Raw genomic sequence first — 18,689 nt, 5'->3', positions numbered from 1 at the left:
GCTGCACATGTCATGTGCTTACTTTCTGATCTTGATTTTTAACAAATCGCTGTTCCTGACAAATCGTCATTCGCTGATCTGTAGAACACTCTCGCAAACATGCTTCTGATGAAAAGCAATTATTTGATCACTGCAAGGATATCACTCTGTTTTACGATGATATATTCTTCCTCTTCCAGCTTTACCTCTGTTCCTGCATATTTAGAGTAGATGACCTGATCTCCGACTGCCACATTCATGGTCACTTCTTTTCCATCGACCATTCCGCCCGGGCCTACTGCGATAACTTCTGCCTGCTGCGGTTTCTCTTTGGTCTGTCCCGGAAGTACAATACCGGATTTCGTGGTCTCTTCTGCTACTAACTGTTTCAACACAACTCTGTCACCTAATGGTTCTAATCTCATTGTAATGCCTCCTTGATTTGCAATTATATATTTTGTTAGCACTCATTTGATTCGAGTGCTAAAAACGATCTAGTAATAAAATAGCACTGTCCTCCTCATTTGTCAACACACCTTTTAGAATTTTATAATTACTTTATATTTGTTTCATAAAATCCATTGATAATCTGGAAAATCAGGATCATGCCTGCGCGGTTCTCATACCGCTCTTTGATCGTTCCTGTGCAGAGCGCCTCCCCCTGCATGGTCTGGATCCTGCACTCATATATTCCGTCCAGGGAAATATCCGTAATATTTCCCGAACTCATCAAAAGATGTACCTGTTCCTTCTCTTTCTGATACTCGATGACCGTACATTTATATGTCCGGTTATCCGCCTCCATTCCCTCCTTAAAGCACTGGATCATAGAAATGACTGCCTTATCTCCATCGTACATATGATTTCTCCTTTCTTCCTCGCGGCCGTATCACGCCAAAGCGATCAGCCACTAAGTCTCCTGTAAATGCAACTATATTATCCCGCCAAAGCAGGCCCTGCATGAAAGCAAGGGCATCAGAATCCCTGACACCCTTCTCTTTTGCTTCATTTCTCTATCTCATTAATTTGCTTTTTCTTTTTTGATCTTTTCCAGCTCTTTGAATACATAGTCATTGATCACCTTGATGTAGGTTCCCTTCATACCTGAGGAACGGGACTCGATCACTCCTGCACTCTCAAACTTGCGAAGCGCATTTACGATCACCGAACGTGTGATTCCTACCCTGTCAGCGATCTTACTTGCCACCAGGATTCCTTCCATTCCATCAAGCTCTTCAAAAATGTGAATGATCGCTTCCAACTCAGAAAAAGAGAGGGTACTGATCGCAGACTGTACGATCTGCTCTTTTCTGGTCTCTTCCGCACTCTCCTCATTCACGGAGCGCAGCATCTCAAGGCCAACTACCGTAGTTCCGTACTCGCTCAGAATAATATCGTCGATCTCGTACATTGCCTCTTTCTTATAGATAAACAAGGTTCCCAGCCGCTCTCCTGCTATATCGATCGGAGTGATGATTGCCTGATATCCTTTCACGACCTCCGGGGTGAATCCCAGCGTCTCCAGATTTACATTCTCCTTGGTCGACAGAATACTGAGAAGTCGTTCATTGAGCATCTCATCAATATGACCGCCCACTTCTCCTTTAATCAGTTCCCTGATCTCCGGCACGCCGACGCAGACGCTGACTCCCAGCACCTTACCCTTTCTGCTCACAACCAGAACATTGGACAAAAGAATCTCTGTCAATACCTCACAAATATCATTGAATACCACTTTGCTCGAGTTGTTGTTATGCAGCAACTTATTAATCTTTCTCGTTTTATCTAATAATTGTACGCTCATTTCTTCCTCCACATTTCAATATTGTATCAATTCTGCACACAAATAAGAAAAAAATATCTATAAAGCTATGTTATCATACAATTCCTAAGAACTCAACGAATTTCCTAATATTTTTCTTATTTTTCGTTTTTTTCCCGATCCTGTACAAAACCGCACTTCTCATCACCGCAAACCAGCTTATTTCCCTTCTCTACCATATAGCCGTTGCACCTCGGACATTTTTGGGTGGACGGCTTCTGCCAGGACATGAAATCGCAATCCGGATTGTCCTCACAGCCATAGTATCTTCTGCCCTTTTTCGTCTTGCGGAGCACCACCTCTTTCCCGCATTTCGGACAGCTCACGCCGGCTTTTTCCAGATACGGCTTGGTATTACGGCATTCCGGGAATCCCGGACAGGCAAGGAACCGCCCGTGAGGACCATACTTGATCACCATGTTTCTTCCACATTCCTCACAGATCACGTCCGTGACCTCATCTTCGATCTTTACACTCTCCAGTTCTTTTTCTGCGTCTTCCACCGCCTTTTCCAGATCCGGATAGAAATTGCTGATCACACTCTTCCACTCCACCTTGCCCTCGGCTACCATATCCAGAAGTCCTTCCATATTCGCCGTGAAATTCACATCCACAATGCTCTCAAAGGACTGTTTCATCATATGGTTCACAACCTCGCCGAGCTCTGTCAGGTAAAGGTTCCGGTTCTCCTTAGCCACGTAGCGTCTGGCAATGATCGTGGATATGGTCGGCGCATAGGTGCTCGGCCTTCCGATCCCCAGTTCCTCCAGCGTTTTTACCAGGGCAGCCTCCGTATAGTGTGCCGGCGGCTGGGTAAAATGCTGTTTCTGTTCGAAGTTTTCTTTTTCCAGTTCTGAGCTGGTGTCCAGCCCTTTCATCAGAAGGTTGCCGCTTTCTTTCTCCTCATCCGCTTCTACGTAGACCAGCCGGAAGCCCTCAAACGCCACCTTTGATGCCGACACGGTAAAACGGTATTTTCCCGCGCCGATCTTAATGGAGGTCGTCTCATAGCGCGCCGGCTCCATTCTGCTCGCCACGAACCGTTTCCATATGAGCTGATACAGCCGGAACTGTTCCCGGCTCAGGGAATCCTTAACTGCTGCCGGAGTTCTGGTCACATCGGAAGGACGGATCGCTTCGTGGGCGTCCTGTACATTCTTTCCTTCCTTCTTCTTCTCCTGCTGTACCTTGGAAGTGTACTCTTCTCCGTATACCTTAGCGATATATTCCCGCACGTTCGCATCTGCTTCCTCAGAGATACGTGTCGAATCTGTACGCAGGTACGTGATCAGACCTACCGTGCCGTTCCCCTTGATATCGATTCCTTCATAAAGCTGCTGCGCGATCCGCATCGTCTTTGACGTGGCAAAATTAAGCGCCTTCGACGCTTCCTGCTGCAGGGTACTGGTGGTAAAGGGCAGCGGTGCCTTTTTGGTCCGCTCGCCATGTTTCACATCGGTTACCTGGAACTTTTCTCCTTCAAGCCCTGCAAGGATCTCGTCCAGCTCTTCTTTATTATGAATCGTGATCTTCTCATCTTTTGTTCCGTAAAAATGAGCGGTCAGCGGTTTCTTTTCACCCTTTACCCGAAATACGGCATCCAGCGTCCAGTATTCCTCGGGTATGAAGGAATCGATTTCTTCTTCCCTGTCAGCAATGATCCGAAGCGCCACCGACTGTACGCGCCCGGCACTCAGTCCCCTCTTCACCTTCGCCCAGAGAAGCGGACTGATCTTATAGCCAACGATTCGATCCAGCGCACGTCTTGCCTGCTGGGCGTCCACAAGATTCATATCGATCTCTCTTGCATTTTTGAGTGACGCCTTCACCGCATTCTTCGTGATCTCATTAAAACTGATCCGGTATACTTTTTTGCCCTCCAGCTTCAGCGCCTTTGTCAGATGCCAGGATATCGCTTCCCCCTCGCGGTCCGGGTCAGTTGCAAGATAGATCTTATCTGCTTTCTTTACTTCCTTGCGGAGGCTTGCAAGAATATCTCCCTTTCCCCGAATGGTAATATATTTCGGTTCAAAATCGTGTTCAACATCGATTCCCATCTGGCTTTTTGGCAAATCCCTTACATGCCCGTTAGATGCAACCACCACATAATTATTTCCGAGAAATTTCTTTATGGTCTTCACTTTTGTAGGTGATTCCACAATTACAAGATAACGTGCCATAGCTTCATACTCCTTTATACTTCTGCTGTCCTACTTCACCCGTCTGACATAATAATTCTTTGATCGTTCTTCAATATATCCCTTAAGCTCCAGGGACACCAGGACCTTCGCAAGCTCACTCGGAGCAAGTCCCGTAAGTCTTGAAAGTTCTTCCTGGTTCTTTGCAAATAGACCGAGGTTACTATACACCAAATTTTCTGCACTTTCAAGCATTATTTTTGTTTCTTTTGTTTTTTTCTTCCTTTTGGGACAGGGATTTTTCTGCAACACGCCCAAATCTTCAAGCAAATCAGCCGCTCCTGTGATGATTCCCGCCCCTTGCCGGATCAATTCGTGACACCCCCGGCTCAGGCTGCTGTTTACCGGTCCGGGGAGCGCATACACGTCCCGCCCCTGCTCCAGCGCCTGGTCTGCCGTGATCAAAGAGCCGCTTTTTTCCCGGGCCTCCATCACAAGCACCAAATCGGAAAGGCCACTGATGATCCGGTTCCTGGCCGGAAAATGCTGTGGAAGCGGCGGAGTTCCCGGAGGCAGTTCAGACAGGATTCCCCCTCTTTTCAGCAGGTCCTGGTACAGTCCACGATGCTCTCTCGGGTAGCAGACATCCGGCCCGCAGCCCAGAACCGCATAGGTGCTGCCCTCTGCATTCAAAGCCCCCCTGTGCGCTGCTCCATCAATACCTCTTGCCATTCCGCTGATGATCTGAATCCCGCACTCCGCCAAACGCTCTGCGATCTCAAGAGTCATCGTCTCTCCGTAGGCTGTGCATCTGCGCGCCCCCACGATGGCAGCCGTCAGCCCTTCCTCCCCGGGAAGCTCTCCCTTCACATAGAGGGCATACGGCATTCCCGTAAGGCTTCGCAGACGTTTTGGATATTCCGGCTCTCCCTTTATGACCATGCGAACGCCCGCCTGCTTCAGTTTATCGTATTCCTGTTTTAGGTTCCAGCTTTTCCGGCCCGCCTCAATCGCCTTTCTCTCGGCGTCGTTTACCAGAATCGGTTTCCCTCTTTCCGTTTCTTCTATATAATATAGGTCCCTTGCAGTACCTGCCTGCTCCTTTAGCCACCGTTTTCTTTCACTGCCGATCCCCTTCAGGCACGCCAGCCAATACTCATACATCTGCTCCATACGTGCCCCCTCATCTTCCCCAGTATTTCTTATCGATCATACGGTATGCAAGTGCTTCCTTGATATGCCCTTCCTCAATCTCATCCGAGCCCTCCAGATCGGCGATGGTACGCGCCACCTTCAGAATCTTGTGATAACTCCGCGCCGTGAGCTGCAGCACATCATATGCCTGACGCATGAGACGCTCGGCTGCCGTTCCCAGTTGACACCATATCTGCAGTTCTTCTCTTCCCATCTGTGCGTTGGTCAGGATAGGTCTGCCAGCAAACCGTTCCTTTTGCCTCCGCCTGGCCTTTTCCACCATCAGACGCATCTCCTTTGAGGTCAGTGTGCGCTCCTTGCTGGCAAGGGCCTCATACTTCACTTTTGGCGCCTCCACACACACATCGATCCTGTCCAGAAACGGCTGGCTGATCTTCCCCAGATACCCCTGAATCTGCGCCGGCGTACAAATGCATTCTTCCATGGGGAACTTCCCGCAGGGACAGGGATTCGTCGCCGCGACCAGCATAAAATCCGCCGGGAAATGGCACGCCCCCTGCTGGCGCACCAGATGAACACACCGCTCCTCCAACGGCTGACGCAGCCCCTCCAGCACCCCTCTTTGAAATTCCGCCAGTTCATCTAAGAACAGAACACCTTCGTGTGCAAGCGTGATCTCTCCGGGAGCAGGGAAGCGTCCGCCTCCCACCAGGGCTGCCCGCGTAACGGTGTGGTGCACCTCCCGAAACGGTCGCTTTCTCATCAAGGGCTCCTCTCCTTTCAGCATTCCGACCGCACTGTAGATCTTCGTCACCTCCAGGCTCTCCTCCCAGGTAAGCTGTGGCAGGATCGTGGGAATCCTCTTCGCCATCATGGTCTTTCCGGAGCCGGGAGGTCCGATATATAAAAGACTATGTTGTCCCGCCACCGCCACAAGTGTCGCCCGCTTCACGCCTTCCTGACCCCGGATATCACTATAATCTATGTCCGGCTCCGCCTCTGCATACCGCATACCTTCGTCTGCCTGATTATTTTCTTCTGCTAATTCTTTCTCTCCTTTTGCCCACGCGCAGATTTCCTCCAGGGACTCCACTCCCAGGACCGAAATGCCCCTGACGATCGCGCCTTCCCTTACATTAGCCGCAGGAAGGATACAGGCGGTGATTCCCTGCCGTTTTGCCTCCATGACCATCGACAGGATCCCTTCCACCGGGCAGACCTTTCCATCCAGCCCCAACTCACCCACCAGCAGGACATCCTGAAAACGCCGGGCCGGAATCAGTCCCAGCGCGCTGAGCACAGCCACAGAGATTGGCAGATCAAACGCCGTCCCCCGCTTTCTCACATTCCCGGGGGAGAGATTGATCACTACCTTTTTTGCAGGAAGGACATATCCTGCATTACGAATGGCTGTTCGCACCCGCTCCGCCGCCTCTTTTACTTCCGACGACAAATAGCCTACCATGTGAAACATGGGAAGCCCGTTACTTACGTCCGCCTCTACCTGAATCAGTTCTGCCTGAATTCCCTTCATAGCTGCCGACACTACCTTATAAAAACCCATAAACATACACTCCTTTGCTTTCAAAAAGCAAAAGTGCGCTCTAGCTTATACCAGAAAAATCACGGCGATACGCCGCAGGATTCTAAAAGAAAACCGATATCCTTTAGAAAATGTATTCCTATCATAATCGAAAATGCGGGGTTTGTCAACCCAAAAATAGTCCGGCGGCTCCGCCCGGGATTTCACCGAAACAAAAAATCAAATCCCACTGTCAACAAAACCACTATTAAGATTTGTTTGGAAAAGCACAATTTCGTTTGTCCTTCCATACACTATATTAACTATGCTGCGAGGTGTCTTTCTTGAAATCTTTTCCTCCACCACTCACTGCAGAAGAAGAAAAATATTATATGAAAAAATATACGGAGGGCGACCTGGAAGCAAAGCATATCCTGATCGAACGCAATCTACGTCTCGTTGCACACGTTCTGAAAAAATACCAGCATCTGGAAGACGATCCCGACGACCTCATTTCCATTGGAACCATCGGCCTTATTAAGGCAGTCACCACCTTCAACACCGACAAAAACACGAGGCTTGCCACCTACGCCTGCCGCTGCATCGAGAACGAGATTTTGATGATGCTACGCGCAAAACGCAAGACGAACCGGGAAACCTCCCTCTATGAGCCGATTGGAACCGACCGGGAAGGAAACGAGATTCAGCTTTACGATATCATGGAAGCTGACGGCGAGGACGCATTCACACATGTGACCGCCAAAGAAGACGTAAAACTTCTGTACGCCAAAGTGGAATCCGACCTCACAGGCCGGGAACGTCTGGTTCTCAAAATGCGGTACGGACTTTACGGTGAAGAGGAATATACGCAGCGCGAAATCGCCAAGACTCTCGGCATCTCCCGATCTTATGTATCCCGCATCGAAAAGGGCGCTATCGAAAAACTCCGCCAGCATTTTCTTCCGCCCGCGAGCCGAGATGACCGTCCACCGGACGCTCACTTAGGCATGCATGGCAGCCGAGATGACTGTCCATCGGACCTTACTTAAACGGCCACACAAATAAAAAGGAGGACCTCCGTCCTCCCTCTACATATTTCCCATCGTTTATGCTTCCTCTTTTCTTCGCAGAATATCATACTGCTTCGGCTGCTGACTGAGCTTCACGTACAATACCTGCTTCGGGTGCGGTGCACTTTCCTGCACATTGCCCTCCTCATCTGTGATCCTCTCCACCACGACTGGCACATTTTCTCCGTCCGGTTTCATGATCTCGATCTCTTCGCCTGTCACGAACTTATTTCTCTGCTCGATCCGGCAGAGGCCGCCCCTCACCTCCTCGACGATTCCCAGATACGTATACTCTTTAATATACGTATTACTGTCGTAGATCTGCGCCTCCTCGCTCGGTTTTCCAAAGAAGAAGCCCGTCGTAAACTGCCGGTACGTGCAGCCCGCAATCTGTTCCAAATACCAGGACATATGTTCGCGATAGACCTCTTCACCCTTCTGATAGTCATCCAGCGCCTTGCGGTATGTTCTTGCCGCAGTTGCGACATAAAGCGCTGTCTTCATTCTTCCTTCGATCTTAAAGCTGTCGATTCCCGCCTCGATGAGCTCCGGAATATATTCGATCATACAAAGATCCTTGGAATTGAAAATATAGGTTCCCCGCTCATTTTCATAGACCGGAAGATATTCGCCCGGTCTGGTCTCCTCCACAACTGCATATTTCCAGCGGCAGGGGTGCGTACAGGCCCCATGGTTGGCGTCTCTTCCGGTAAAATAATTGCTCAATAGGCATCTTCCGGAATAGGAAATGCACATCGCTCCATGGACAAAGGTCTCTATCTCCAGATCCTCCGGAATATGATCGCGGATCTCCCGGATCTCACGCAGGGAAAGCTCCCTCGCCGACACCACGCGGCTTGCGCCAAGCTGATGCCAAAAACGGTAGGTAGCGTAATTGGTATTATTCGCCTGGGTGCTGATATGCCGCTCGATTTCCGGGCAAACCTCCTTCGCGATCTCAAATACCCCCGGGTCCGCGATGATCAGGGCGTCAGGCCTGATTTCTCTTAGTTCTTCAAAATAGGCTCTCACACCGTCCAGGTCATAATTGTGCGCCAGAATATTTGCCGTCACATACACCTTAACACCGTGCTCGTGGGCAAAACGAATTCCTTCCTGCATATCTTCTTTCGAGAAATTCCTCGCCTTCGCGCGAAGCCCGTATGCCTCTCCTCCGATATAAACTGCATCCGCGCCGTAAATAACTGCGATTTTAAGTACCTCCAGGCTGCTTGCCGGAATCAATAATTCTGGGTGTCTTGCCATAATCTTTTCTCTCTTTCCTACGAAATATCGTCCTCTTTTTTTACACTTAACGCCACGCCGTCTCCCAACGGCAAAATACTCGTCTCAAGCAGAGGGTGATGCTTTAGCGTATACAGATATTCCCGTATCCGGCTGTGAATCGTCCTGTCACGCCTCTCCACTGCAAACCGCGATTCAATGATCTCGCCCTCCTGAAGCACGTTGTCGGAAAGTAGCACGCCCCCGCCCCTCAATATGCGGAGAACCTCCGGCAGATAGGCCGGATACTGTCCTTTCGCCGCGTCCATGAAAATAAAATCATAGGGCCCCTCAAGCGTCTTCAAGACTTCCATTGCATCGCCCTCGATCAGCGTGATCTTCTCCTGCCTTCCTGCTCTTCGGAAATTCTCACGCGCAATGGGAATCCGCTTCTCATAGTTTTCTATGGTCGTGATCCGGCTTCCCCGGGGGGCATATTCACTCATCAGGATCGCAGAAAATCCTACTGCCGTTCCCACTTCCAGAATCCGCATCGGTCTTTGCATTTTTAAGAGCACCTTCAGAAAACTCTGCATCTCTTTTCGAATGATCGGCACCTCAGCTTCCAGCGCTTCGCGCTCTATTGTCTCCAAAATCTCACTATTTTCCCGTTCCAGTGAATGCAGATAAGTCGCAAGACGTTCTTCTACAATCATCTCTTCTACCCTCCCTGACCTGATAGAAATATGCATGACAATCCAAAAACCCCGCAGCAGACCCGCGGGGCACAATTTATCGGCAAATTTCCAAGCCACATACTTTTGTGTCTCTATACGTCCATAATGATAGGCAGAATCATCGGTTTTCTCTTGGTTCTCTTCCAGATAAAATCATTCATGGTATCCCGGATCACCAATTTAATCTTACTCCAATCCGCATGGCGGCTCATAAGACATTTTTCCACCGCTTCCGCGAGCACCTGTCTGGCCTCTTCCATCAAGCCTTCTGATTCGCGCACATAGACGAAACCACGGGATACGATATCCGGACCCGCCAGAAGCTGATTCGTCCGTTTCTCCAGAGTCAGCACTACGATCAGAATTCCATCTTCCGCCAGATGCTGTCTGTCACGAAGCACGATATTTCCCACATCGCCGACTCCGAGACCATCGACAAGAATCTCGCCAGTATGCACCTCACCGATCACTTCCGCGCTATTCTCGTCCATCGCCAGCACATCGCCTGATTTGATGAGAAATACATTCTCTTTCGGAATTCCCAATGATTTCGCCAGATTCGCATTCGCCTTTCTGTGGCGGAACTCTCCGTGTACCGGAATCGCATATTTCGGCTTTACCAAGGAATAAATAAGCTTCAATTCTTCCTGACAGGCATGTCCTGAAACATGGGCATCCTGGAAGATCACGTCCGCCCCCTTGGCCGACAGTTCATTAATCACATGGGACACCGCTTTTTCATTTCCCGGAATCGGGTTCGAGCTGAAAATGATCGTATCTCCCGGCTGAATGCTGATCTTCTTATGGATGTCCGCCGACATACGGGACAGTGCAGCCATAGACTCTCCCTGGCTTCCCGTCGTAATGATCGTCGTCTTCTCCGGCGGATAGTTCCGAAGCTGGTCCACATCGATCAGTGTATTCTCCGGCACGTTCAGATATCCCAGTTCTGAAGCGACCGAAATAATATTGACCATACTGCGTCCTTCCACCACTACTTTTCTACCGTATTTGTAAGAAGAATTAATGATCTGCTGAACCCTGTCCACATTGGACGCAAAGGTCGCGATAATAATTCTGGTATTCGTATGCTCTGCGAAGATCCGATCGAAGGTCGCCCCTACCGTTCTCTCCGACTGGGTAAATCCCGGCCGCTCCGCATTGGTGCTGTCAGACATGAGCGCCAGTACGCCTTTCTTCCCGATCTCTGCAAATCTCTGCAGATCAATGGCATCTCCAAAGACCGGCGTATAATCCACCTTAAAGTCCCCTGTGTGCACCACAATTCCTGCCGGCGAATAGATCGCAAGTGCGGACGCATCCTGAATACTGTGGTTCGTCTTGATGAACTCGATCCTAAACTGTCCTAAATTAATGGACTGCCCATGACGCACCACTTTTCTTCTGGTCGAACGGAGAAGATTATGCTCTTCCAGCTTCTTCTCGATAATTCCCATGGTCAGTTTCGTCGTATAAATCGGCAGATTCATCTCCTTCAGCACGTAAGATAAAGCCCCGATATGGTCCTCATGACCATGCGTGATGACAAATCCTTTCACCTTTTCAATATTGCTCTTCAAATAGCTGATATCCGGGATTACCAGGTCGATTCCCAGCATATCATCTTCCGGGAATGCCAGACCGCAGTCCACCACAATAATACTGTCTTCATACTCGAAGGCAGTTATATTCATTCCGATCTTTTCCAGACCACCCAGTGGAATGACTTTCAATTTTGAGTTGTTTACACGTTTCAATACCACACCTCCATGTTTTTATAGTATATATTCTTCCGTACATTAATATCGTAAAATGAAATACTCCTGCAGCCCCAAAAACAGGCTACATCTCAATATCCACATCTTCCAAAAGTTCTTCAAACACTTTAAGAAGACCCTGAAGCTCTGCGTCATTCTCCACGATCTCATACACACTGTCTGTATCTTCCGGCGCACTGGTATCTTTTAAGATCAGGCATTCTGCGTCATCATCTTCGGAATCTGCGACCAGAATATAATCAACTCCATTCACTCTGGTCTGCTCCAAAACGAAAAATTCTACCTGTTCTCCATTCTCTTCAAATGTGAATGTCAATTTATCACTACTCATATTCCACCTCTAATCCGACGTCATGACAATGCGCACACCAACAAAAGACCGGTAATACTTCTATCATATACCCGTTTACTCTGCTTATACGCCTGTCAGATTACTACCGTGCCAATGAGTCCAGATATCCCTGCAATATAAAAACAGCCGCAATCTGGTCTACATACTGCTTACGGTTCTCTCTTCTTATCCCTGATTCAATTAACGTCCGCTCTGCTGATACAGTAGTAAGACGCTCGTCCCACATCACGACCTCAAGGCCGGTCCGCCGACGCAGCATCTCACCAAACTCTAATGCTTTCTCTGCCCGTTCCCCGATATCATTATTCATATGTTTCGGAAATCCAAGTACAATCTTCTCTACTTCATATTCTGCAGCCAGCTCTTCGATCCGCGCCAGCGTCCTGCGGAGCTTGTTCTCGGATTTGCGCTCGATTGTCTCGACGGCCTGCGCGGTGATCCTAAGCGGATCGCTGAGTGCGACCCCCACCGTCTTCGTGCCGTAGTCCAGTCCTAATATTCTCATACTCACTATAATGCCTACAATTCGTTTCTGATATACGCTTTGAGAAGTTCTTCCACGATCTCATCGCGCTCTACCTTCATAACAAGGCTTCTCGCTCCGTTGTAGCTGGTGATGTATGTAGGATCTCCTGACATAATATACCCCACGATCTGGTTCACCGGGTTATATCCTTTCTCCACCAGCGCTGTATAGACGATCTCCAAAATATCCTTCGCCTGAATCTGAGGAGCAGTCCCTACCTGAAAAAATTGTGTATTTGTTAAATCTTTCATCTTACGACCTCCAATACTTCAATACCTATTCTAAAACAAATTGTTCAAAAATTCAATGTACAAATTGTGAATAATTCACAATTTCAATCTCTTTTATTTTCCCGATCCACTCATACTGCGTTTCTGACTCACATGGCACCGCGATCCGAAGGTACTCTTTGGTGTGGCCGGTCAGGTATTTCCCGCCTTCCCGCCAGATTACCTCCTCAAATAACACTTCCACCTTTTTCCCGATCCATTCGCTTTCATATTCCCTTCGCCTCTTCTCATCCAGAAGAAGAAGCGCATTACTTCTGTCAGATTTTATATTCTCCGGCACCTGCCCTGCCATCACGGCCGCTTTCGTACCTTTTCTGCGGGAATACTTAAAAATATGTGTCTCATAGAAGTGTACATTTTCCACAAATTCATAAGACTTTTGAAATTCCTCCTCTGATTCCTGCGGAAATCCGACGATCACATCCGTTGTCAGCGCCGGATTTTCAAAATAATCGCGCAAAATCCGGCATTTATCATAATATTCCCGGGCGCTGTACCTTCGGTTCATCCGTTTTAAGGTCGCGTCACACCCACTTTGCAGCGACAAATGAAAATGTGGACACACCTTTGGCAGTTCCGACAGTCTGCGCGCGAATGCTTCCGTAATGATGCCCGGTTCCAGAGAGCCCAGACGAATCCTCTCGATTCCTTCGACCTCATGGACCGCCTCAATAAGAGTAAGAAGCGTCTCTTTTTCCCCCTCGGCAAAATCCATCCCGTAGGAGCTCAGATGGATTCCCGTCAGGACCACCTCACAATAGCCACTCTTTGCCAGCGTCTTCACTTCCCCGACTATATCTTGTTTTCTTCGACTTCGCACACGACCTCTTGTATAAGGAATGATACAATATGTACAGAACTGATTACAACCGTCCTGTACCTTCAGATATGCCCTGGTATGCTCCGCCGTGCGGGACAGATGCAGTTCCTCATACTCCCTCGTATGTCCGATATCTAGTGTCTCCTGCACTTGTCCTTCTCGCTCAGAGGCAAAATACGCCTCCAAAATGGATACCAGTTCTTTTTTCTTATTATTTCCAATAATAATATCAATATTCTCGTCCTGTCCGCCGCCGTCCACGAGCGCCTGCACATAACACCCTGCCGCCACGATCACCGCATCCGGGTTCTTTTTCTTCGCACGATGCAGCATCTGCCGCGACTTTCTGTCCGCCATATTCGTAACAGAGCAGGTATTGATCACATACACATCTGCCTTTTCGCTAAAAGGTACGATCTCGTATCCACCCTCTTCCAAAAGTTCCTGCATCGCCTCTGTCTCATAGGCGTTTACTTTGCAGCCCAGATTATGTAGTGCAGCTTTTCTTGCCATCTTTCCACCTCATATTTCTAAACATTTCCTATTTATCAAGTTTCTCTTTCACGCACTTCTCCTGTGCAATCTGCCCGCTATTTAGCTGTTCTTTTACAAAAATTTTACAGGTTGCCTCCGGTTTCTTCCTTGACATTTTTTACCTGACCCATTAATATAACAGTAGGCAGCGACAATACCATTCAAGGAGGATTTTATACTATGAAAACTGTACAAATTTCTTTAAATTCAATCGACAAAGTAAAATCTTTTGTAAATGAAATAACAAAATTCGATACTGATTTTGATCTGGTTTCCGGCAGATATGTGATCGATGCCAAATCCATCATGGGTATCTTCAGTCTGGATCTTTCCAAACCGATTGATCTGAACATTCATGCTGAGGACGAAGACGCTGAGAAGATTGTCGAAATTTTGAATTCTTACTTAGTTTAAGCCTGCACGCTTAGATTTAAGGGTAAGGCCCGCTCTTTTAAGCACAGCAACAATTGATTTGGTAATCTCAAGTGGGAATGCGAACTGCATTCCCACTTTTTATTCATAGGAAAGTGCGTGGCATTTTCCTATGAAACAAAACGCACTATGCTTCTACCACGATCGTCTCAGCCGTCTCCACTGCGCGCTGATAGAGTTCATCGATCGTATCTTTCAGTTTCTCCTCAGATTTGCGGATCACACCGATATTCGGTCTTGTCACCGGATGCTTCGCCACGAAGATCGTACAGCAATCCTCAAACGGCAGAATCGATGTCTCATAAGTACCGATCTTCTCAGATACCTCCACGATTTCCTGCTTATCAAAGCCGATCAGCGGACGGTAGACCGGCAGATTACATACGTCATTCGTAGCCGCAAGGCTCTGCATCGTCTGACTTGCCACCTGTCCGATGCTTTCACCGGTGATCAATCCCAGACAGTCGTCCCTGGATGCAAACTCCTCCGCAATCCGCATCATATAACGGCGCATAATGATCGTAAGTTCATCATGCGGACATTTCTCATAAATTTCCAGCTGAATATCCGTAAAATTCACCACATGAAGTTTGATCGGACCGGTATATCTGGATACCTGCTTTGCCAGGTCGATCACCTTCTGTTTTGCTCTCTCGCTGGTATACGGCGGTGCATGGAAATACGTCGCGCAGAGCCCTACGCCACGCTTTGCGATCATATATCCCGCAACCGGACTGTCAATCCCGCCGGAAAGCAGAAGCATCGCTTTCCCGTTGGTTCCGATCGGCATCCCGCCGGGGCCGGGAATAATCTCAGAATAGATATAAATATCCTCCCTCACCTCTACATGAAGAAGCACATCGGGCTTATGCACATCCACCCGGATCTCCGGGAATGCATCAAGGATCGCCTCACCTAGTTCTGCGTTGATCTCCATGGATTTTTTCGGATATGTTTTCTTCGCCCGCCGCGAATCCACTTTAAAGGTCAGATTCTTGTCAGGATATACCTCATTCATATAAGCAATCACATCTTTTTTCAGAACTTCAAAGCCCTGGTCTTCTCTGCGCACTACAGGGCAGATCCCCACGATTCCGAACACCCTCTGAAGAGCCTCTACCACCTCGTCGTTATCATACGCCCCCGCACAGTCCACGTAGACTCTTCCCTGGGATTTGTATGCCTTAAATTCCCCGTCCAGGTCCTTTAAAGCAAATCTCACCTGTCTTACCAGTGCATCTTCAAAGAGATATCGGTTTTTCCCTTTAATTCCGATCTCTCCATACTTTATCAGATATGTTTGAAATTTCATCGTTTCCTCCTAATGGCGCGTGTACTTTCTAAGCATTGGTACACAATTATATAATGTTTCCAGTGTATAATCAATCTCTTCTTCCGTCGTAAACTCCGACATGCTGAACCTGAGCGTAGCGTCAAGATACTCTTTCTTCGCCCCGATTCCCTTCAGCACACCGCTGACAGCCGGGTGGTTCGAGGAGCAGGCGGAACCGGAAGACACATAAATTCCTTTCTCCTCCAGGGTGTGAAGAAGAACCTCGCTCCGGATTCCTGCGATTCCCACACTGATGATATGGGGCGCACTGGTCTCATCGCAAAGTCCGTGAACCGTCGTGTGATCAAGCTTTGTCACTCCGTCGATGAACCGCCCTTTCAACCTGCGCATCTTCTCCACTTTTTCATCAAGACCGTCGTAAATCTCCCTCGCCGCCTGAGCGATTCCGGCGATTCCCGGTACGTTCTCCGTTCCGGAACGCATATTTTTCTGCTGCTCTCCTCCAAATACGATCGGTTTCACTTTTGCCTTCTCATTGATATAAATAAATCCGATTCCTTTCGGCCCATGAATCTTATGCCCACTCACGGACAGCATATCAATTCCCATTTTTTTCGGATAGATCCGGTATTTTCCAAAGCCCTGCACGGCATCTACATGGAACAGGATATTGTGGTTATACGCCTTCACGATGCTGGCCGCCTCGGTCACCGGCTGCACAGAGCCCACTTCATTATTCACATACATCATGGACACCAGGATCGTGTCCGGGGAAAGTGCCTCCTTAAGCGCACTAAGGCGCGCCCTCCCGTATTCGTCCACCGGAAGATAGGTCACGCGAAAACCTTCTTCCTCCTCCAGATATTTCATCGTATTTAAAATAGCCGGGTGCTCGATCGATGTAGTGATCAAATGCTTTCCTGCACGGTGATTCGCTCTGGCCGCCCCAATCAGCGCCAGATTATCGCTTTCCGTTCCTCCCGAGGTAAAATAGATCTCTTTCTCCTGCACCTTCATGAGCTTCGCCAGAGTCTCCTTGGCATCACGGACATAACGCTCTGCCTCCACCCCCTTCGTGTGCATGGAAGAGGGATTCCCATAGTCCTCACACATCACTTTTCCCACTATATCGCGAACACTCTCATATGCCCTGGTCGTCGCTGAATTATCCAGATAAACTTCCATTCTTAACGTCTCCTAAAATAGTTTCTCAATATATCTTATGCCGGCCGGCCTTTTCTGCCAAATCAAACGCTCCGGCTTTTGTCTTACTTTGGCTTTCTTACCTGCCTGTCCATTACCCCTCCAGCTCGAACATCAAAATCGAAAGCACCGCAAGCGGAGCGGTCTCCGTGCGGAGGATTCTTTTCCCGAGGGTAATCACCTGCGCTCCCATTTCCCGGGCCGCTTCCACCTCTTCTTTTTCAAAACCGCCCTCCGGGCCGATAAAGATTCCTACAGACTGTCCCCTCCTGATGGAGCGAATGATCTTTCTCGTCCCCTCCATTCCTTCTGCCAGTTCGTAGGGAAGAAGTACCAGATCCAGTTCTTTTGCCTTATTCAGCGCTTCCGCGTAAGACATCACCATCGTCACCGCCGGAACCTGGCTTCTTCCGGCCTGTTTTGCCGCGCTTTCGGAAATGCTGTTCCAGCGCTGTACCTTTTTCTCCGCCTTCTTTGCATCTAATTTTACGACCGACCGCTTCATGGCGACCGGAATGATCTCATGCGCTCCAAGCTCCACGGCCTTTTGAACGATCCATTCCATCTTATCCCCCTTGGGAAGTCCCTGGAACAGATAGAGATCCGACTTAAGCTCCGTGTCCGCTTCCTTCCTTTGGAGAATGTCAAGCACTGCCCCATCGTCCTCATACACGGCCACCCGGCAGAGATACTTCAGATTGTTCCCATCGCTGATCTCCACCTGTTCGCCGATCCGGAGACGAAGCACATTCTTCATATGATTGACATCAGAGCCTTCTATATAAATTACCTTCTCTTTCACCTGAGAAGGCGTCACAAAAAAATGATGCATGGTCCTCTCCTTTAGCTGTCCTTTCGCGCGGTCACGGATACCCATTCTCCCTGATAGTTCACTTCCAGCACCGTAAGGCCTGCCGCCTTCACTGCATTTACCACGGTCTCCTCTTTGTCGTCGATAATCCCGCTGGTGATGTAGATTCCGCCCGGTTTCAGCTGATTCACAATCACCGGCGTGAGCGGCACCAGTACATCCGCCAGAATATTCGCCGCCACAATATCATATTTTGCGTATCCCACTTTGTCCTGCACCGCTTTGTCGTCGATAATATTTCCGATCATGACTTCATAACTGTCTTTTCCGATTCCGTTGACCTCCATATTCTCATAGGTTGCATCGATTGCACAGGGATCGAGGTCAGTTCCCACCGAATACTTCGCGCCGAACAGGAGTGCCAGCATTCCGAGAATCCCGCTTCCGCAGCCCACGTCCAGAATCATCGTCTCCGGTGTCACAAATTTGCGGATCTGGCGAATACAGAGCTGTGTCGTCTCATGCATTCCGGTTCCAAATGCAGTTCCCGGATCGATGTGCACAATCATCTTGCCTTCATCTTCCGGCTTTACCTCTTCCCAGGAAGGAATGATCAAAATGTCATCTACATAGAACTGATGGAAATACTGTTTCCAGTTGTTGACCCAGTCCACGTCCTCCGTCTGGGACTCCTCAATCGTACCGCTCCCTACATCTACATAGGAGCGCATAGCCGCAAGCTCGCTTTGCACCTCAGACAGCACGGCGTCCTTATCCTCTTCCTCCTCCAGATAAAAGCTGATATAAGCTGTGCCGTCGTCCACATCGATTTCCGGCAGAATATCCACGAACATCTGCTCCTTCTCCGCCTGCGTCATCGGGATCTTGTCCTCAATCTCAATCCCCTGAATCCCTAAGTCCATCAGCATGCTGCTTACGATCTCCTCCGCCTCTGTAGTCGTCTTTAATCTGAATTTATTCCATTTCATATGAATTCACTCC

Annotated in this window: 19 protein-coding genes; 2 read left to right on the top strand and 17 right to left on the bottom strand. The window is 48.8% G+C overall.

Annotated features, from left to right (window positions below; all coding sequences use genetic code 11):
* Window positions 1-119: 119 nt before the first annotated feature.
* The 6 genes from ABXS75_10015 to ABXS75_09990 all read right to left on the bottom strand — a co-directional run bounded on the left by ABXS75_10015 (window position 120) and on the right by ABXS75_09990 (window position 6,658).
* Window positions 120-404 carry a co-chaperone GroES gene (locus ABXS75_10015; GenBank protein XCP83427.1) on the bottom strand — a complete coding sequence of 95 codons (285 nt, stop codon included), beginning with the start codon at window positions 402-404 and terminating at the stop codon, window positions 120-122.
* A gap of 128 nt (window positions 405-532) precedes the next feature.
* The gene (locus ABXS75_10010; protein ID XCP83426.1) at window positions 533-838 is read right to left on the bottom strand and encodes a hypothetical protein; all 306 of its coding nucleotides are present in this window, start codon (window positions 836-838) and stop codon (window positions 533-535) included.
* A 162-nt stretch (window positions 839-1,000) separates the two neighbouring features.
* Window positions 1,001-1,783, bottom strand: a complete 783-nt coding sequence (gene codY, locus ABXS75_10005) for a GTP-sensing pleiotropic transcriptional regulator CodY (protein ID XCP83425.1) — start codon at window positions 1,781-1,783, stop codon at window positions 1,001-1,003.
* A 116-nt stretch (window positions 1,784-1,899) separates the two neighbouring features.
* Window positions 1,900-3,981 carry a type I DNA topoisomerase gene (gene topA, locus ABXS75_10000; protein XCP83424.1) on the bottom strand — a complete coding sequence of 694 codons (2,082 nt, stop codon included), beginning with the start codon at window positions 3,979-3,981 and terminating at the stop codon, window positions 1,900-1,902.
* A gap of 30 nt (window positions 3,982-4,011) precedes the next feature.
* Window positions 4,012-5,112, bottom strand: a complete 1,101-nt coding sequence (dprA, locus tag ABXS75_09995; GenBank protein ID XCP83423.1) for a DNA-processing protein DprA — start codon at window positions 5,110-5,112, stop codon at window positions 4,012-4,014.
* A 10-nt stretch (window positions 5,113-5,122) separates the two neighbouring features.
* Entirely contained in the window at window positions 5,123-6,658 is a 1,536-nt protein-coding gene (locus tag ABXS75_09990) for a YifB family Mg chelatase-like AAA ATPase (GenBank protein XCP83422.1), read from the bottom strand.
* A gap of 302 nt (window positions 6,659-6,960) precedes the next feature.
* Here ABXS75_09990 and sigK point away from each other — a divergent pair, with 302 nt between their 5' ends.
* Window positions 6,961-7,665, top strand: coding sequence for an RNA polymerase sporulation sigma factor SigK (gene sigK / locus ABXS75_09985; protein ID XCP83421.1), 705 nt, complete (start codon window positions 6,961-6,963; stop codon window positions 7,663-7,665).
* A gap of 57 nt (window positions 7,666-7,722) precedes the next feature.
* On the opposite strand, the gene ABXS75_09980 is transcribed toward sigK, so the two are convergent.
* The 7 genes from ABXS75_09980 to mtaB all read right to left on the bottom strand — a co-directional run bounded on the left by ABXS75_09980 (window position 7,723) and on the right by mtaB (window position 13,926).
* Entirely contained in the window at window positions 7,723-8,952 is a 1,230-nt protein-coding gene (locus tag ABXS75_09980; GenBank protein XCP83420.1) for a U32 family peptidase, read from the bottom strand.
* Between the two features lie 17 nt (window positions 8,953-8,969).
* Window positions 8,970-9,626: an O-methyltransferase gene (locus ABXS75_09975; protein XCP83419.1), complete on the bottom strand. Its 657-nt coding sequence runs from the start codon at window positions 9,624-9,626 to the stop codon at window positions 8,970-8,972.
* Between the two features lie 113 nt (window positions 9,627-9,739).
* A complete protein-coding gene (locus ABXS75_09970) occupies window positions 9,740-11,404 on the bottom strand; it encodes a ribonuclease J (protein ID XCP83418.1) in 1,665 nt (554 codons plus the stop codon).
* Between the two features lie 85 nt (window positions 11,405-11,489).
* A complete protein-coding gene (locus tag ABXS75_09965) occupies window positions 11,490-11,756 on the bottom strand; it encodes a DUF1292 domain-containing protein (GenBank protein ID XCP83417.1) in 267 nt (88 codons plus the stop codon).
* A 103-nt stretch (window positions 11,757-11,859) separates the two neighbouring features.
* The gene (gene ruvX / locus ABXS75_09960; protein ID XCP83416.1) at window positions 11,860-12,282 is read right to left on the bottom strand and encodes a Holliday junction resolvase RuvX; all 423 of its coding nucleotides are present in this window, start codon (window positions 12,280-12,282) and stop codon (window positions 11,860-11,862) included.
* 14 nt (window positions 12,283-12,296) lie between these two features.
* Window positions 12,297-12,554 carry an IreB family regulatory phosphoprotein gene (locus ABXS75_09955; GenBank protein XCP83415.1) on the bottom strand — a complete coding sequence of 86 codons (258 nt, stop codon included), beginning with the start codon at window positions 12,552-12,554 and terminating at the stop codon, window positions 12,297-12,299.
* Window positions 12,555-12,606: 52 nt separating this feature from the next.
* A complete protein-coding gene (gene mtaB / locus ABXS75_09950) occupies window positions 12,607-13,926 on the bottom strand; it encodes a tRNA (N(6)-L-threonylcarbamoyladenosine(37)-C(2))-methylthiotransferase MtaB (GenBank protein XCP83414.1) in 1,320 nt (439 codons plus the stop codon).
* 201 nt (window positions 13,927-14,127) lie between these two features.
* Here mtaB and ABXS75_09945 point away from each other — a divergent pair, with 201 nt between their 5' ends.
* Window positions 14,128-14,361, top strand: coding sequence for an HPr family phosphocarrier protein (locus ABXS75_09945; protein XCP83413.1), 234 nt, complete (start codon window positions 14,128-14,130; stop codon window positions 14,359-14,361).
* A gap of 145 nt (window positions 14,362-14,506) precedes the next feature.
* On the opposite strand, the gene thiI is transcribed toward ABXS75_09945, so the two are convergent.
* The 4 genes from thiI to prmA all read right to left on the bottom strand — a co-directional run bounded on the left by thiI (window position 14,507) and on the right by prmA (window position 18,676).
* Window positions 14,507-15,691 (bottom strand): tRNA uracil 4-sulfurtransferase ThiI, encoded by a 1,185-nt coding sequence (gene thiI / locus ABXS75_09940; GenBank protein XCP83412.1) that lies wholly within the window; start codon window positions 15,689-15,691, stop codon window positions 14,507-14,509.
* Window positions 15,692-15,700: 9 nt separating this feature from the next.
* A complete protein-coding gene (locus ABXS75_09935; protein XCP83411.1) occupies window positions 15,701-16,858 on the bottom strand; it encodes a cysteine desulfurase family protein in 1,158 nt (385 codons plus the stop codon).
* Window positions 16,859-16,970: 112 nt separating this feature from the next.
* On the bottom strand, window positions 16,971-17,708 hold the full coding sequence (locus ABXS75_09930) for a 16S rRNA (uracil(1498)-N(3))-methyltransferase (GenBank protein XCP83410.1): 738 nt from the start codon (window positions 17,706-17,708) through the stop codon (window positions 16,971-16,973).
* 11 nt (window positions 17,709-17,719) lie between these two features.
* Entirely contained in the window at window positions 17,720-18,676 is a 957-nt protein-coding gene (prmA, locus tag ABXS75_09925) for a 50S ribosomal protein L11 methyltransferase (protein XCP83409.1), read from the bottom strand.
* Between the last annotated feature and the right edge of the window lie 13 nt (window positions 18,677-18,689).

The sequence above is a fragment of the Roseburia hominis genome (assembly GCA_040702975.1).
Classification (GTDB): domain Bacteria; phylum Bacillota; class Clostridia; order Lachnospirales; family Lachnospiraceae; genus Allocoprococcus; species Allocoprococcus hominis_A.
Note: the sequence above shows the minus strand (reverse complement) of the source record. Positions and strands in the feature narration are given on the sequence as shown.